Source organism: Terriglobales bacterium, assembly GCA_035651995.1.
GTDB lineage: Bacteria > Acidobacteriota > Terriglobia > Terriglobales > Acidobacteriaceae > DASRER01.
This window is the reverse complement of sequence record DASRER010000006.1, coordinates 26,101-42,384: the sequence shown is the minus strand read 5'-3', so window position 1 is coordinate 42,384 and position 16,284 is coordinate 26,101. Positions and strand designations below refer to the sequence as shown.

Genomic DNA, 16,284 nt, shown 5'->3' with positions numbered 1-16,284 from the left:
CTCTGACGCATTTTGACGCACCTGGCCTCCCCGACATTCCCCTAGAGTCCTGTTTTGCGTGGACACCGGCACCGTGCCCCGGCTAAGCTTGCCCTGCCGCAAGCCTCACGCTGTAAAGCACTTTCATGGCCTGAAACGTTGTAAGTAGCACCGGGGACTGAGTGCATTCCCGCAAGCGCCGCGCACTTGGGAGGCAGCGATGCACCGGCTGCAGGACACGAAGCTGGCGATCCTCTTTCTTGGCACCATAGTGGCCCTGGTTACGGTCGGGATCGTAGGGTACCGGCAAACCGCGGGTTTCACTGTGAATGCCCATTGGGTCAGCCACACCTACATCGTGATCCAGTCGGTTGAGCAGGTCCTTGCGGAACTGGGCGCCGCCGAAGCCGAGCAGCGCGATTTCCTGCTGACCGGCGACCAGCCCTATCTGGACGCCTTCCACATGCATTCCGCGCGCGTGTGGCAGCACTTAGAGGACCTGAACCAGCTCACCAAAGACAATCCGGTGCAACAACGCCGGCTGGCGGGTATCGAGCCCCTCCTGCGCGCGCGCTTGCAGCGGCTGGAGCAGGGCGCGGCATTGCGTCAGAGCAAGGGAGAAGCAGCGGCGATTGAATTCGTGCGCTCCAGCGGGGGGCCACAGCTTTCCCGCGACGCTCGAATGCTACTCGATGATGTCGTGGAAGAAGAAAGGACGCTGCTGCAGGACCGCGAGGCCATGGCCCAGGCCGATGCACGTTCGGTCGCCATCATTCTGCTGGCGGGCGGCGGCTTTTCAGTCCTGCTGGTGATCTTCATCTTCCTTCGACTGAACCGCGAGGTCGCCATTCGCCGCCATTTCCAGGACGAAGCCGAGCGGCGCAAACACGAGGTTGAACTCCGCAGCCAGGAGGTGGAGCGCGCCAACCAGCTCAAGAGCCAGTTCCTGGCCAGCATGAGCCATGAGTTGCGCACGCCGCTCAACGCGATCCTGGGGTTTTCCGAGCTGCTCAAGGACCAGGTGGCCGGGCCGCTCCAGCCCAAGCAGGTGCGCTGGGTGGAACACATCCAGAGAGGCGGACGCCACCTGCTGCAGCTGATCAACGACATCCTCGACCTTTCCAAGATCGAGGCCGGGCAAGTGGAGCTGGCGCCGGAGACGTTCGCCCTCGCCGCGGGGCTGGGCGAAGTGCTCTCCACAACACGGCCGCTGGCCATGACGAAGCGCATCACCGTACGCAGTTCGGTGGCGCCGGGAATCGCGGTTTATGCCGACCGGACGCGGGTGAAGCAGGTGCTCTACAACCTGTTGAGCAACGCGATCAAGTTCACGCCCGAGGGCGGATCGGTGACGATCGAGGCCGTGAACGAAGGCAAGATGGTGCGCTGCTCGGTGACCGATACCGGCGTGGGCATCAGCGAAGAAGACCAGAAGGTCATCTTCGAGGAGTTCCGCCAGGTCGGCAAGGCCTCGAGCGGTGTGACCGAGGGCACCGGCCTGGGGCTGGCCATCACGCGCCGGTTGGTGGCGCAGCACGGCGGCAGCCTGACCGTGAGCAGCCAGCCGGGTGCGGGCAGCAGCTTCAGCTTCACCCTGCCGGCCGCGGAACTGGCTGCCGGCATCGGTCCCCCGCCCGAGGCCATCGAAATCGCCGGTTCCCCGGAGGCGCCGCTCGTTCTGGTGGTGGACGACGAGATGGCCGCCTGCGAGCTGCTGGTCAGCCATCTTTCCAACGCGGGCTATCGCACGGCGGTGGCGAACAGCGGCAAGGAAGCGCTGGAAAGGGCGCGCACGCTGCGTCCGGCAGTGGTGACGCTCGATGTGCTGATGCCGACCGGAAGCGGATGGGAAACGCTCTTCGAGCTGCGCAACACGCCCGAAACGGCCGACATTCCCGTGATCGTGGTCTCCATCGTCGACCAGAAAAAGCTGGGCTTTTCGCTCGGCGCCTCCGACTACCTGGTAAAACCGGTCGACCGCGAGCAGCTGCTTGATGCGGTGCGCCGCAAGACTGCCGGGCGTCCCGGCCAACCCTTGACCTGCCTGGCGGTGGACGACGATCCTGACATGCTGCGGCTGGTGCGCGAGGTGCTGGAACCGGCGGGGTTCGGCATCCTTTCGGCCGCCAACGGCCTGGAAGCGCTTGCGTGCCTGGAGCGCGAGAACAGCGTGCACGTCATCCTGCTGGACCTGCTGATGCCGGAGATGGACGGCTTTGAGGTGCTGGAGCGCCTGCACGACAACGAGGGCTGGCGCCGCATTCCCGTTCTGGTGCTCACCGCCAAAGACCTTACGCCGCCGGAGCGCGAAACGGTGGCGCGCCGCGCCCGCGCGCTGCTACATAAGAGCGACGAGTGGCAGTCGCGGCTGCTGGAGAGCGTTCGCAACGCCACCGCGCAGGGCAAAAACTGGGCAGGGGTGGCATGAAGATACTGCTGGCGGAAGACAATCCGCTGAACCAGGAGATGCTCTCCGAGCTTCTCGAAAACTGGGGACATACGGTCGCGCTGGCGGAGAACGGCCAGCAGGCGCTGGACCGCATGGAGGCCGATGTGCCCGACCTGGTCCTGTTGGACCTGCAGATGCCCGTGCTCGATGGCTACGCAGTGCTCAGCCGCATCCGGCAGAATCCGAAACTGAACGGCGTGCCCGTGCTCGCCGTGACCGCCTATGCCATGGCCGGCGATCGCGAAAAAGCCATCTCGGCAGGCTTCAATGGCTACGTGACCAAGCCCATCGAAAGCGCGCAGCTGAAAGCGGAGATTGCGAGGGTGAAGCAGTGAGCATCGCGTCATCGGGTCATTGATCATTGGACCGCGTCAACCGCGCGTGCATCCAGCGACTCCATGGCCCGTGACCCGATGTTCAATCGGCGTCTGGTACCATCGCGCCCATGAACGTGATGCGCAGCGCGTTCCTGGCCGCTTCCACCAGCCGCTGGCTGCGTGAACGCGCGCCACGCTACCGGTTCGTGCGGCGCACGGTCTCGCGCTTCATGCCCGGCGAATCGGCCGGCGATGCGCTGGCTGCCGCCGCGACGCTGGCGCGCGACGGCATCGGCTGCGTGCTTACCCACCTGGGGGAAAACGTGGCCCGGCGCGAGGAAGCAGCGGGCGTCGCCGACCACTACATCGAAGTGCTGCGCACGGTGCGCTCCTCCGGCCCGGCGGCGGAAGTTTCCATCAAGCTGACCCACCTCGGGCTCGATCTCGACCCCGACTTCTGCTATGCCAACGTGCGCCGCATCATCGAGACGGCCGGACCGCGCAGCACGGTGTGGATTGACATGGAGTCAAGCCCGTACGTCGACGGCACGCTCGCCATTTATCGGCGCTCGCGCGCTGAAGGCGCCAACACCGGCGTTTGCGTGCAGGCCTACCTGCGGCGCACCGCGGCCGACGTGGCGGCGCTGCTGCCGCTGGGCGGAGCGATACGCCTGGTGAAGGGCGCGTACTTGGAGCCGCCCGAAGTCGCCTTTCCGAAAAAGAAAGACGTGGACGAAAACTACTTTGCCCTCGCCTCAACGCTCCTGTCAGAAAAGGCGCGGCGCGCCGGTTTGCGGGCCGCGATTGCGACGCACGATTTGTCGCTGATCGCGCGCGTCATCCAGCACGCCTCCGAGCGCAAGCTGGCCAGGAGCGAGTACGAGTTCCAGATGCTGTACGGAATACAGCGCGCCGAGCAGTTGCGCCTGGCGCGCCAGGGCTACCAGTCCATTGTGCTGGTGGCCTACGGCGACTTCTGGTTTCCCTGGTTCATGCGGCGGCTGGCGGAGCGGCCCGCGAACGGGTGGTTCGTGGTGAAGAACCTGTTTTCGTGAGTTGTCAGTTGCCAGTTGCAGGTTGCCAGTTCAGTTCCCGGTTCTCAGTTCTCGGTTCTCAGTTCGCTGGTATCGGTTCTCGGTTTGTTTCTCAGCCATCGTTTCCTGATTTGAAGAATCTCGAGGTTCGCGGGCATGCAAGCACAGCCGGCGAAGCCGGCGGCACTGTAGTGGCCCACAGCGTAAGCTGTGGGTAGACCGCGCGCCGACGCCCAAGCTCGCGTAGCGAGCGACACAAAAACCGTGTCAAGCCCCTGCCAACGCAAAATCCGCCGCAACTCATTCCAAACACGACGAAGAGAAATTCACCCGGCCTTCCCATCCGCCCAGCCCAGGCTGCTACCCTTGAAAGCAGGCCCGCGCACACGCGCGCGGGCATTGGTTCTTTGACAACTGCGCGCCTAATTCCTTTAGGCAATATACTTTGCCCCTAACCCCTTTAGATCGACAGACCACGAACATACTTCGGTCGCTAAGCTGATGATTCCATTCAGTGGCGGTGGGGGAGGGCATATGTTCGTGCCGCTCGCTTCGCGAGGCTGGCGCCCGCATTGAAGACCGCTTCGGAGCGGGTCTTAGACTGGCAACTGGCAGCTGGCAACTACTGCGCGCCCAGCTCGCGCTGAATCACGCCTGCAATCGCGTCGGCCGAGGCGCGCATCTTGGCCTCATCGGCAGCTTCGACCATCACGCGCGCCAGCGGCTCGGTGCCGGAGTAGCGCACGACCACCCGGCCTTCTTCGCCCAGCTCGAGTTCCGCGCGCTTGATGGCCGAGGCCACGGCGGCGATCTGGTCGAGCGGGCGCTTCTCGCGCACGCGCACGTTCTTGATGGTCTGCGGGAAGACCTTCAGGTCGCCCACCAGTTCGGCCAGGCTTTTTCCGCTCGTGGCCATGACCTGCATCACGCGGAGCGCGGTGAGCAGGCCGTCGCCGGTGGTGGAGTCGCCATCCCGGTAAATGATGTGGCCGCTCTGCTCGCCGCCCAGCGTTGCGCCCGAGCGCACCATCTCTTCCAGCACGTACTTGTCGCCCACCGGCGCGCGCAGCATCTGGATGCCGCTGTGGCGCAGCGCCGCTTCCAGTCCCATGTTCGACATGGTGGTGGCGACCACGGTGGCGTTGCGCAGCTTGCCGGCGGCGAGCATGACACGGGCGCAGAGCAGGAGCACGCCGTCGCCGTTCACCACGCGGCCCCTGGCGTCTGAAAAGAGCGCGCGATCGCCGTCGCCGTCGAAGCTGATGCCCAGGTCGTAATGCTCGAACGCCGACGCTTCGCCGATGGCTTTGGCCACAATCTCCGGATGCAGCGCGCCGCAGCCGTCGTTGATGTTGCGCCCGTCGGGCGCGGTGTTCATGAGCACCGCTTCCACACCAACAGCGCGCATGACCTCGCCGGCCAACTGCGACGTGGCGCCGTGCGCGCAATCGATGAGCGCCTTGAGGCCGCCCAGGTCGGTGCCGCTGACCTGCGCCGCCAGCCACTCCACGTAGCTGGAGTGCAGCGCCTCGTTGACCTCGAGCGCCTGGCGCCGCGCCGGCGGCGTGGATCCCTCGGCGATGTGCTGGAAAATCTCGCGCTCGATCTCGTGCTCGACGGCGTCGCTGAGCTTGTAGCCGTCGGCGCCGAAGACCTTGATGCCGTTGTCGTGCCAGGGATTGTGCGAAGCCGAAATCACCACGCCGGCTTCGAAGCCGCGCGTGCGCGCCAGGTACGCGACACCGGGCGTAGTGACGACGCCGGCGCTGTGCGCCTCGACCTGCTTGGAGCGAAGCCCGGCGGCGAGCGCTTCGGCAATCCACTGGCTGGACTCGCGCGTGTCCTGGCCGATGAGGACGCGAGCGGCGCGGCGCGTGCCCGTGCTGGCGCTGAGGCGCGCCCCGAGCGCGCGGCCGATATCGAAGACCGTGCTCTCGTTGAGCGGAAATTCGCCGGCAACGCCGCGAATCCCATCCGTGCCGAACAGCTGACGCGTTTTTCCCGGTTCGCCCTTCGCGCTCACTGCGCCGCCCCCGAACTCGATTTGCCCGTCACCACGATAACCCGCACGTGCGTTGGCGCCACGACGTGCACCAGGGGGTCGTCCACGTAGGCGCTCGCGCTGAAAACGGCGCGGCCGGCTGTGCCGCTGGCGTCAATCGTGTCCGTCGTAGCCGCTTCCACCGGCGTGACCCGCGTCTCCGGACCTTCGATCATCGCGGTGGGCGGATCGGCGGTCACGCTTTGGATCTCGTATCCCGGAGGAAGTGTTGCCTGCACGCGCGCCTTGATCGGCACCTGGCGCGTAACCCGGCGGTCGAAGCGCAGATGAAATTCGCCGGGCACCACCTGCACCACGGTAATGCCGTGCGGCGCGCGAATCTGGCCGGGAGCGAGTTCGAACGTGCGCTCGCCGGCTTCGCGGCGCACGCCGGCCAGGTCAATGGTGGCATGCAGGTCGTCGGCCCTGACGCCGCCCACCACGCGCTCGGGGCCGCGAATCCACACCTGCGCCTGCGGAGGAGCGTCGGTGACGACCGAAATGTCGTCGGCCATGTGGACGAACTCCAGCGGAATGGTATGCGCGATCTCCACCTGCGGCTGCCGAGCCACGCCCAGCCACAGCAGCAACGCACTGGAAAGTGAGAGCAGCTTGAGCCAGAAATTGCTGAAGACGTAGCGCCGGAGCAAGTCCATTTATGGCTCCTCTCCGGGCTTGGAGGCGGGCGACGGCACGCCTTCGCCGAGCTTGGGCGGGCGCAGCGGCTGGTCGCGCTCGGGCAGCAGATCGGACTCGGAGATCAGCGGCTGCGGTGCGCTCGTGCTCGGCGCAAAGCGCCAGTGCAGCAGATCGGCCAGGCGCGCACGCAGGTGGTCGGTCGAGATGTCGCGCTCGATGTTGCCGGAAACCGCCAGGCTGATGGCGCCAGTTTCTTCCGAGACGATGACCGCGATCGCGTCGGTTTCTTCGGTGATGCCGATGCCGGCGCGGTGCCGCGTGCCGAGCTGCGGGGAGAGCACCGGGTTCATCGAGAGCGGCAGGAAGCACGCCGCGGCGGCGATGCGGTCTTTCTGAATGATGACGGCGCCGTCGTGCAGCGGCGCGCTGGGACGGAAGACGGTGGCCAGCAGGTCGTAGCTGAGCTTGGCCTCCAGCGGCACGCCGCTCTCGATGTGCGTGCGCAGGCCGATGTCGCGCTCGATCACCATCAGCGCGCCGGTGTTGTTCTGCGAAAACAGGTTGGCGGCGAGCACGATGTCGTCGTAGGAGTCGCCCTCCTGCCCGGCCATGCGCGTGAAGGTGAGGCGGTGGCCGAGGCGCGCCAGCGCGTGGCGGATCTCCGGCTGGAAGACGACGATGAGAGCGAACACCGCGTAAGGCAACGCGGTGCTCAGCAGCCAGTTCAGCGTGGGCAGGTTGTTCTGCCGCGCCATGTAGAAGGCGCCGGCCAGGACGGCGACGCCGACCAGGATCTGCGTGGCGCGCGTGCCGCGCACCAGCACCAGGAACTGATAGATCAGCACGGCGACGAGCACGATGTCGAGCACTTCAAGTGCTGACACGTCTGTCCAGCGCTGCACCAGGTGCGTCGGCAAAGCGGTCCCCTCCCGGTCAGATTGCCGCGCGCGGCTGGGGTCATTGTAACGGGTGCGGGGACGGAACGCTGCTGCCCGCCAACTACTGTTTGGAGCCTCGGTCGCTCCCTTGGACCACCGACGTGATCTCGCCGCGCGCGACGCGGGCTCGGATCTCGTCCCCCGGCGCGACCTGGGCGGCGTCTTTGACCAGCTTGCCTGCGGCGTCGAACACGAGCGCGTAGCCGCGCTCCAGGACCTTCAGCGGCGAGAGAGCTTCAAGGCGCGCGCCAACGGCCTCCACGCGGGCGCGGCGGTCGGCCAGCAGGCGGCGCTGGAGTGAAACCAGCGATGCGCTGCGCGACTCCACTTCCCTGCGCGTGGCGGCGAGCTTGCGGCGGATGTCGTGGTGCCGCACGCGGGTGGCGGCGCGCTCCAGGCGCTGGCGGCAGTCGTGCACCTGCGCGCGAGCGCGCGAAATGAGCGCGAAGGTCAGTTCGTCGAGGCGCTGTTGGCGGCGGCCGAGCGATTGGCGCATCTGGGCGAAGGCGCCGTGCTGCGCGCGTTCGGTAAGCGCGTTGCGTGCGAGGAGCAGGCGATAGCGCGCGGCACGGCCGAGGCGCGAGCGCAATGCCGCCAGGCGCTCGTCAAGTTCGTCGCGGCTGCGGATCACCAGCTCCGCGGCCGCCGAGGGCGTGGGCGCGCGCAGGTCGGCGACGAAGTCCACGATGGTGAAGTCGGTCTCGTGCCCCACGGCGGAGATGACCGGCGCCCGCGAGTCGGCGACGGTGCGCGCCAGCGCCTCGTTGTTGAACGCAGCCAGGTCTTCGGCCGAGCCGCCGCCGCGGGCCACGATGATCACGTCCACAGGCCTCTTGCCCGGCAGGCGCGAGGGCATGTTGAACAGCTTGACGCCCGTCGCGACCTCGGCCGCCGCCGTCTCGCCCTGCACCTGCGCGCCATATATAAGGATGTGCACGTTCTCGTGGCGGCGGCGCAGGACGTTGAGAATGTCATGCATGGCGGCGCCGCGCGGCGACGTGACCACGCCGATGCGCCGCGGCAGCGATGGAATCGCCTTCTTGCGCTCAGCCGCGAACAGGCCTTCCGCTTCGAGCTTCGCCTTGAGCTGTTCGAAGGCGACCTGCAGGGCGCCCGCGCCCTTCGGCTCGAGGTATTCGACCAGCAGTTGCAGATCGCCGCGCGCGTCGTACACGGTGACGCGTCCGCGGGCGATCACTAGCTGGCCGTTGTCGGGACGGAAGCGCAGCAGGCGCACCTGCAAACGGAACATCACGGCGCGAAGCTGCGCGCTGCCATCCTTCAGAGTGAAATAGATGTGTCCGCTCTCAGCAGGCCTTACGTTGGAAAGCTCCCCCTCCACCCACACGTCGGTGTACTCGCGCTCCAGGCGCGTGCGCACCGCGCCGACCAGGTCGCCCACACGCCACACGCGGCGCGCCGCGGCCTGCGGCTGGAAGGTGAAGTCGAGTTGGCCTTCAGAAGACATTGCGGAATTGCCGAACTGCGGGACCGCGGAGTTGAAAGTCAAAAGCTAAACACAAAGGACACAAACCGAGCACAAAGGGCACGCAGGAAATGCAACTCGGCAGTTCGGCAATTCGGCAGCTCGGCAATTGCTTCACTCCAGGTCCCGCCAGTTCGGTCCCACGCCGACTTCCACCACTAGCGGCACGCGCAACGCATGCACACGCTCCATTTGCTCGCCGACGAGCGCGCGCACCGTGTCCACTTCAGATTCGGGAACTTCGAACACCAGCTCGTCGTGCACCTGGAGCGTCATCTGCGCGCGCAGCTTGCGGGCGGCGAGTTCGCGGTCAATCCGGATCATGGCCAGCTTGATCAGGTCGGCGGCCGTGCCCTGCAACGGCGTGTTCACCGCGGTGCGCTCGGCGAAGCCGCGCATATTGGTGTTCTTGCTGTTGATGTCGGGAATGGGGCGCACGCGTCCGAACAGCGTCCGCACTTTCCCATCGCGCCGCGCTTCGTCCAGCGTGCGATCGATGAAGCGGCGCACGCCGGTGTACCTGGCGAAGTAGGCGTCGATGAACTGCTTGGCTTCTTTCGTCTCGATGCCGAGCTGCTGCGACAGGCCGAACGGCGAGAGGCCGTACACGATGCCGAAGTTGACCGCCTTGGCGCGGCGGCGGTGCTCGGCGTTGATCATGAGCGGCGGCACGCCGAAGACCTGCGAGGCCGTGAGCGTGTGGATGTCGTCGCCGCGGCGGAACGCCTCGGTGAGCAGCGGGTCTTCGGAGAAGTGCGCCAGCAGGCGCAGCTCGATCTGCGAGTAGTCGGCCGCCAGCAGCACGTTTCCCTTCTCCGCGACGAAGGCGGCGCGAATTTCGCGCCCGAGTTCCGTGCGGATGGGAATGTTCTGCAGGTTCGGATTCGTGGATGAGAGCCGGCCCGTGGCTGTGCCGGCCTGGTTGAACGTGGTGTGCAGGCGGCCGCTCGAGCGATCGCAGAGCGCGGGCAGCGCGTCAACGTACGTGGACTTGAGCTTCGACAGCTGGCGGTACTCGAGCACCAGGCGCGGGACTTCGTGCTCGGCGGCAAGCCCCTCCAGCACATCGACCGCGGTTGAGATCGTCTTGCCCTTGCCGTACTTGACCGGCTTGGGCAGCGCGAGCTTGTTGAAGAGCACGTCGCCGAGCTGGCGCGGCGAGTTGATGTTGAACTCGGTGCCGGCCTTGTCGTAGATCTCGCGCGCTTTTGCGTTCACCTCGCGCTCCAGGCGGCGCGACATGGCAGCCAGCACGCCGCAATCAATCTTGACGCCGGCAATTTCCATGCGCGCGAGCACCGGTGCCAGCGGCAGATCGATGTCGTCGTAAACGCCGCGCAGACCGGCTTCGGCCACCTCGCCGCGCAGGAGCGTGATCAGGCGGCCGGCCACGTCGGCGCTCTCGGCCAGCCCGCCTTCGAGTTTGAGGTTGAAGCGGCGCAGCGCGACGGCGGCGAGTGAGTGTGAGGAGTAGGTGGGATCCAGCAGATAGCTATAAAGCAGCGCGTCGTCGGCAACGCCGGCGAGCGCGAGGCCCTTCCGAGCAAGCACACGAAGCGCCGACTTGAGGTCGTGCGTGGCTTTCGGCAGGTTTGGATCGGCCAGCGCTTTCCTCAGCCGCAATGATGCGCCGCCGTCGTCGAGCGAGAGCGTGAGCGCCTCGCCCGGCTGCGACGAGACTGCCACGCGGCGCGCAGGTTGGGCCGCAGTTTCCGGCGGCGGCGCGCTGAGCGGCAGTTTGCCGCTTGTCTCTTCCGCCTCCTCGTCCTCTTCCTCTTCCTCCGCAGCCGGCGGCGCCTCGGCCTGCGCTTCGAGGACAAACGTCAGCGGCTGCTCAGCCGAGACGCGCGCGAGCACGCGCTCGACGTCGGCGGCCGACTCTGCTTCGGTGTACTTGCGCTCGCCGAGATCGAGCGTTGGGGCAAAGTCCTTGGCGAGCGTGGTGAACTCCAGTTCGGTGAACAGCGCGCGCGCTGAGTTCGAGTCAGGATCGCGCGCGGTCATGGCTTCCACGTCGAGTTCCACTGGCACGTTGCAGTCGATGGTGACCAGTTCCTTGCTCTTGAGCACCACGTCGCGATTGTTGAGCAGCGACTCGCGATACGTTTTGCGCTCGACCTCGGCCGCGTGATCCAGCGCCGCTTCGACCGTGCCGAAGCGCTGGATCAGTTCCACCGAGCCCTTGTCGCCGATGCCGGGCGCGCCGGGAATGTTGTCGATGGAGTCGCCGCGCAGCGCCATCACGTCCACCACCCGCTCGGGCGGCACGCCCAGAATCTGCTCCACCGCCGCGCGGTCGCAGATGAGGTTGTCCTTCGGCGGATTGAGCACGCACACGCGCTCGTTCACCAGCTGCAGCATGTCCTTGTCGCTGGAAACCACGTACACCGGATGCCCGGCCTTCGCCGCCTTCTGCGCGAGCGTGCCAATCAGGTCGTCGGCCTCGTAGCCGGCGTACTCGAGGATGGGAATGCGATACGCCTCGAGCGCACGGCGAATGTACGGCACCTGTTGCGCCAGGTCGTCGGGCATGGCGGAGCGGTTGGCCTTGTAGCCATCGTAGGCCACGTCCTGGAACTGCTGCGTCTTCGAATCGTACTTGCGCACCGAAGTGATCGCCGCCGCCTGCTGATCGCGAAACGTGGGCGCGCCCACGTCGAACACCGCCGCGATGTATTCGGGCTTGAAGTCGGCGCGCAGCTTGCGCAGCATGTTGACGAACACGTAGGTGGCGGCGGTGGGAATGCCGGTCTTGGTGGACATGGGCCGCTGCCGCGCCATGGCGTGGTACGCGCGGAAGATGAACGACATGGCGTCGATGAGGAAGACGCGGCCCTTCCCGCGCGAGCCTTTGGGCAGCTGCGGCTTGGCCGGCGCGATGGGCTGGGGCTGTGACGCCGGCGCCGGAGCGGGCGCTTCCTGCGTGGCGACTGGGGCTTCAGCTTTGGATTTGACTTTGCGAGGCAACAGGTAAGTTTAACAACTGCTCCGGGCTCAGCGCGCTGGCTGAGTTGCTCGTTTCCAGTTTCTCGTTTCTAGAAACCAGAAACCGGTTTCGTTGCCTTCTCCAACATCTCCGCCGCGCGGTTCAGCGCCGCGGCCAGCGCGGCGGCCTGCTGCTCGATCTGCGCAGCATCTTTGTTCTCGATCGCCGTGGCGAGGCCGGGCAGCGGCGCCGAGGCGTATCCGGTGTACTCGCCGGGGGCGTAGATCGCATGCCGATACCATGCGCGGCCGGGAAGTCCGCCGGGCAGGAGCAGCGCGCGTCCGGCAGCGATCAGCGCGCGATTGAGCGCGGCCGCGTCCGCGGGCGGATTCTTCTGTGCTGCCGCAATGGAAGCGCCGGCGGCGGTGAGGCGCTGGGCGGCCGCGGACGCCGCGGTGAATCCCGCCGGCGTTGCGCCGGCAACGGAAGCGGCGCGCTGCGCGGCGGCGTCCACGTAGCCGGAGATTTCCTTTCCGTAGTCCTGCCAGTCATACGGCAGCACGTCGGCATTGGCGAGCCGCAGGACTTCCAGGCCGAAGAAGCGCGCCAGTTCCTGCGTGTAGGCGAAGGTTGGATCGCCGAATTTCATGAACCAGCTCAAGTTGTCGAAGACGGAGTGGTACACGCCGTAGCTGCCGCTGCTGCGCGCGTCGGTGGCGGGCACGCCGGCGTGCTCGAGGAAGGGCGTGAAGTCGGACCCGCTGCCCAGGTTGCCGACCGGCGGATCGCCGCTGACGGCCCCGCGCAGAGACGGCGTCAGAGTGCGTGAAGTTGGGCGCGCCGGCTCCGGTGTTGCTCGCCAGGCCTCATAGAGCGTGCCGCCCCTGGGACTCGGCACGGCGCGCGCCACGTCGCGCAGAAAATCCTTCAGCTCGCCCGACGCCCAGGCGCGAAAGTTAGGGCCCGAGGCGCCGCTGTCCATGTTGACGTACGCGGCGGCATTGGCGAGCGCGCGTTCGTTGTCTTCCACCCACTCGGTCGAGCCGATCAGGCCCTGCTCCTCGGCGTCCCAGCTCGCCAGGACGATGGTGCGCCGCGGGCGCCAGCCTGATTTGAGAAGTTCACCGATGCCGTGAACCGCTTCCAGCATCGCCGCCGTGCCGCTGCCTGGATCGACTGCGCCGTACACCCACGCGTCGCGGTGATTCCCGGCCACGACCCACTGTTCGGGCTCGCTCGAGCCGCGCAGGCGTCCGATCACATCCCAGATCGTGGTGTACGCGTAGCTCTGCTTCAGGCGCATCTTCACGCGTACCGGCCCGGGCCCCACGTGATAGGTGAACGGCAGGCCGCCCTGCCAATCGCGCGGCGACTCGGGTCCACCCAGGTTTCGAAGCAGCGGCTCGGCGTCGGCTGATGAGAGCGGCGTGGTCGGCACGCGCGGCAGGTCAGGCGCGCGCTCGGGAGCAATGCGCTGCGCGTCGGGCAGGCTCGGGACCGCGGCGATGCCCGGCGTGGTGGGATCACCGGCGTACTCGAACGCGAACTGAATGGAGCCGCGCTGCACCGCGCTCGACGGCCGCCACGGCCCGCGCGGATACACGTCACCGCGAACGTAGCCGTCATCGAACGGATCGGAGTAAAGCAGCACGCCGGCAGCGCCCCTCTCCTGCGCGATGTAGCTCTTCACGCCGCGAAAATTCTGCCCGTAGCGGATGAGCAGAATCTTGCCGCGCACGTCAATCTCCATCTGCTCGAGCTGCTTGAGGTCTTCCGGGCGGCCGTAGTTGGCGTAGACGACGTCGGCCTCAGCGTCGCCCGAGGGAGAAAAGCCGTTGAAGGGCGGGATGACCCGTGCGTCGTCCTGCCACGGGTCGCCCTCAACGCGTTCGGGGTTCGGCCCGTGCATCGCCACTCCCGGCGGTGCGACCACGTCAACACTGATCTCGCCAGGCCTGTTCATCCACACCCGGTACTCACGGATTTCCGTTTCAAGGCCCGCTTCGCGGAAGCGCTGCGCCACGTAGTCGGCGGTTTTGCGGTCCTTCGGCGAGCCGGCGATGTGCGGCGCCGACGCCATGGCGCGCAGGTGCTGCTCGGCAAGCTTGGGATCGGGCACGGCGAGGAAGCGGCGCTCGAGCTCGGCCTGGCGGGGAGCGTCGCGGAAGCCGATGATCGCAGGCGGCGGCGCCTGGGAGTTCTGGCCGCGGCTTGCCGCGGCCCGGCCCGGGGAAGGCGGGCTGAACGCGGTCGCCAAAGCCAGCAGAATCGCGCGCGCCCTTTTCCGCCGTATCGGCGCTGCGCCCTCTGCAAACTTATTTGCTCGTGTCGGCATGAAGAATCCGGCAACTCCGCACTCCGGCAATTCGCAATCGGCTCACTCAATCAGCATGCAATCGCCATAAGAATAAAACCTGTAGCGCTGCGCGACCGCATGGCGGTAGGCCGCTAGCACGCGTTCGCGGCCGGCGAAGGCGCACACCAGCATGAGCAGCGAGGAGCGCGGCAGGTGGAAGTTGGTGAGCATCGCGTTCACCACGCGGAACTCGTACCCGGGATAGATGAACAGCTCTGCTTCGCCGCTGCCCGGCGAAATCCCGGCGGCGTCGGAGAGTGAGGCCGCATACTCCAGCGTGCGCACCGTGGTGGTGCCGACGGCGACGATGCGGCGCTTCTCCCGGCGGGCGCGGTTGATCTGTTCGCCGGCCACACGCGAAATCGAGTAGCGCTCTCCATGCAGCTTGTTCTGCTCGACCACTTCGGCGTGCAGCGGCTGAAAGGTTCCCAGTCCGACGTGCAACGTGACCTCACAGGTTTCCACGCCGCGCGCGCGGACCTCGCTTAGCACCTCAGGCGTGAAGTGCAGCCCGGCGGTGGGCGCGGCCACGGAGCCGCGCTCGCGGGCGTAGACGGTCTGGTAGCGCTCGCGGTCGGAGGCCCCATCGGCACGCGCGATGTAAGGGGGCAGCGGCACATGCCCGATGCGCTCCACGCGATCGAAAAAGTCAGGCACGGAATCGAAGCGCAAGGTGCGCTCGCCGAACTCGCCGCGCGCGATCACCTCGGCATGGAGCGCGTCGCATTCGCGTTCGCCGAAGGCGAGCCGCTCGCCCACGCCGATCTTGCGCCCGGGACGGACCAGCGCCTCCCATTCGCCCGCTGTTCCCAGCGGACGCGTGAGCAGCACCTCCACCGTTCCCTTCAGAAATTCGCGGGCTGCGGGATTCCGCGGGCTGACCGGTTGCGCGCGCGCGCCGGAGCGACGCCCGAAGAGCCGCGCCGGAAAGACGCGCGTGTTGTTCATCACCAGCAGATCGCCAGGACGCAGCAGCCCGGGCAGGTCGCGGAATTGCCGGTCCGCGAGTGCGCCGCTTTCGACGCCGCGCCGCAGGTGCAGCATGCGCGCGGCGGCGCGCTCGGCGGCGGGCTGCTGCGCGATCAGTTCCGGCGGCAGGTGGTAGTCGAAGTCGGAAACCAGCACAAGCTTGAATCTACTATGCGGCGCCAAGGGCATGCACGGCAGGCTGCCCAAGGCCGGCGCCGCGCGTCTTACTCAGGGGCGTGGGCCCAGCGAACCGGCGCACGCCCCAAAATCGTCGCAGCGCCGCGGAAAATTGCGCCGCGCTTGCGAAACAGCAACTTACGATTCAGTTTGCCGCGGCAACCGAAAGCGGGTTAGGATGCTTTTTCCCCCCGACCTTCGAAGGCCCAGCACTTGAAAAGCGAGCGCCAATACCGGGAAGAGATTGTCCGCTTCGGCCGCATGCTCTACGAGCGCGGCTTCATCGCCGCCAAAGACGGCAACCTTTCCGTCCGCCTCGACGACGACACGATCCTGGTGACCTGCGCCGGCTTGTGCAAAGGCACGCTGTCGGCCGACGACATGGTGCTGGTGGATCCCGACGGGCGGCGCAAGTCGGGCGACCGCGCCGTCTCGACCGAGATGGGCATGCACCTGCTCATCTACCACGAGCGGCCTGACGTGCACGCGATTGTGCATGCGCATCCCCCGACGGCGACCGGCTTCGCCGTGGCCGGCATGGCGCTGGACAAGCCGATTCTCGCTGAAGTCATCGTGACGCTCGGCTCGGTGCCCCTGGCGCGCTATGGCACGCCGGGAACGCCGGAACTGGCCGACTCGCTCTCGCCGCTGGTGCCGCACCACGACGCCATCCTGATGGCCAACCATGGCGTGGTCGCCTACGGACACGACCTGGAGCGCGCCTACATGAACATGGAAATCGTGGAGCACGCGGCCAAGATCGCGCTCGTCACCCACCAGCTTGGGCGCGAGCAGATGCTCCCGGAAGAAGCTGTCCGCAAGCTGAACGCCCAGCGCGCGGAGTACAACCGCGCGGCGCAGGCGGCAGCCGCCGAAGCCCACCGCGCGACGGGCACGAGCAAGAGGCCGCAGTAAATCAGCAGTCAGCATGCAGCCCCTGAACCGCCCGGCAAAACCTGCCATTCGTAGCCGG

At 66.9% G+C, this 16,284-nt stretch carries 11 protein-coding genes; 4 read left to right on the top strand and 7 right to left on the bottom strand.

The window, feature by feature from the left end; genetic code table 11:
• The first annotated feature begins 199 nt into the window (after window positions 1–199).
• The 3 genes from VFA60_03170 (at window position 200) to VFA60_03160 (ending at window position 3,800) form a co-directional block, all read left to right on the top strand.
• Window positions 200–2,407, top strand: a complete 2,208-nt coding sequence (locus VFA60_03170; GenBank protein HZQ90774.1) for a response regulator — start codon at window positions 200–202, stop codon at window positions 2,405–2,407.
• Window positions 2,404–2,763 (top strand): response regulator, encoded by a 360-nt coding sequence (locus VFA60_03165; protein HZQ90773.1) that lies wholly within the window; start codon window positions 2,404–2,406, stop codon window positions 2,761–2,763. The genes VFA60_03170 and VFA60_03165 overlap by 4 nt, the downstream gene beginning before the upstream one ends.
• 110 nt (window positions 2,764–2,873) lie before the next feature.
• A complete protein-coding gene (locus VFA60_03160; protein ID HZQ90772.1) occupies window positions 2,874–3,800 on the top strand; it encodes a proline dehydrogenase family protein in 927 nt (308 codons plus the stop codon).
• A 601-nt stretch (window positions 3,801–4,401) separates the two neighbouring features.
• Here VFA60_03160 and glmM read toward each other — a convergent pair.
• The 7 genes from glmM to queA all read right to left on the bottom strand — a co-directional run bounded on the left by glmM (window position 4,402) and on the right by queA (window position 15,290).
• Window positions 4,402–5,802, bottom strand: coding sequence for a phosphoglucosamine mutase (gene glmM, locus VFA60_03155; GenBank protein HZQ90771.1), 1,401 nt, complete (start codon window positions 5,800–5,802; stop codon window positions 4,402–4,404).
• The gene (locus VFA60_03150) at window positions 5,799–6,476 is read right to left on the bottom strand and encodes a CdaR family protein (GenBank protein HZQ90770.1); all 678 of its coding nucleotides are present in this window, start codon (window positions 6,474–6,476) and stop codon (window positions 5,799–5,801) included. Before VFA60_03150 ends, glmM begins: the two co-directional genes overlap by 4 nt.
• Entirely contained in the window at window positions 6,477–7,376 is a 900-nt protein-coding gene (cdaA, locus tag VFA60_03145; protein ID HZQ90769.1) for a diadenylate cyclase CdaA, read from the bottom strand.
• 82 nt (window positions 7,377–7,458) lie between these two features.
• Window positions 7,459–8,865 carry an exodeoxyribonuclease VII large subunit gene (gene xseA / locus VFA60_03140; protein HZQ90768.1) on the bottom strand — a complete coding sequence of 469 codons (1,407 nt, stop codon included), beginning with the start codon at window positions 8,863–8,865 and terminating at the stop codon, window positions 7,459–7,461.
• A gap of 132 nt (window positions 8,866–8,997) precedes the next feature.
• Window positions 8,998–11,850 carry a DNA polymerase I gene (polA, locus tag VFA60_03135; GenBank protein ID HZQ90767.1) on the bottom strand — a complete coding sequence of 951 codons (2,853 nt, stop codon included), beginning with the start codon at window positions 11,848–11,850 and terminating at the stop codon, window positions 8,998–9,000.
• Window positions 11,851–11,918: 68 nt separating this feature from the next.
• On the bottom strand, window positions 11,919–14,066 hold the full coding sequence (locus VFA60_03130; protein ID HZQ90766.1) for a M28 family metallopeptidase: 2,148 nt from the start codon (window positions 14,064–14,066) through the stop codon (window positions 11,919–11,921).
• 120 nt (window positions 14,067–14,186) lie between these two features.
• On the bottom strand, window positions 14,187–15,290 hold the full coding sequence (queA, locus tag VFA60_03125) for a tRNA preQ1(34) S-adenosylmethionine ribosyltransferase-isomerase QueA (GenBank protein ID HZQ90765.1): 1,104 nt from the start codon (window positions 15,288–15,290) through the stop codon (window positions 14,187–14,189).
• A gap of 234 nt (window positions 15,291–15,524) precedes the next feature.
• Between queA and VFA60_03120 the strand changes: the two genes are divergently transcribed.
• A complete protein-coding gene (locus VFA60_03120) occupies window positions 15,525–16,226 on the top strand; it encodes a class II aldolase/adducin family protein (GenBank protein HZQ90764.1) in 702 nt (233 codons plus the stop codon).
• Window positions 16,227–16,284: the final 58 nt, after the last annotated feature.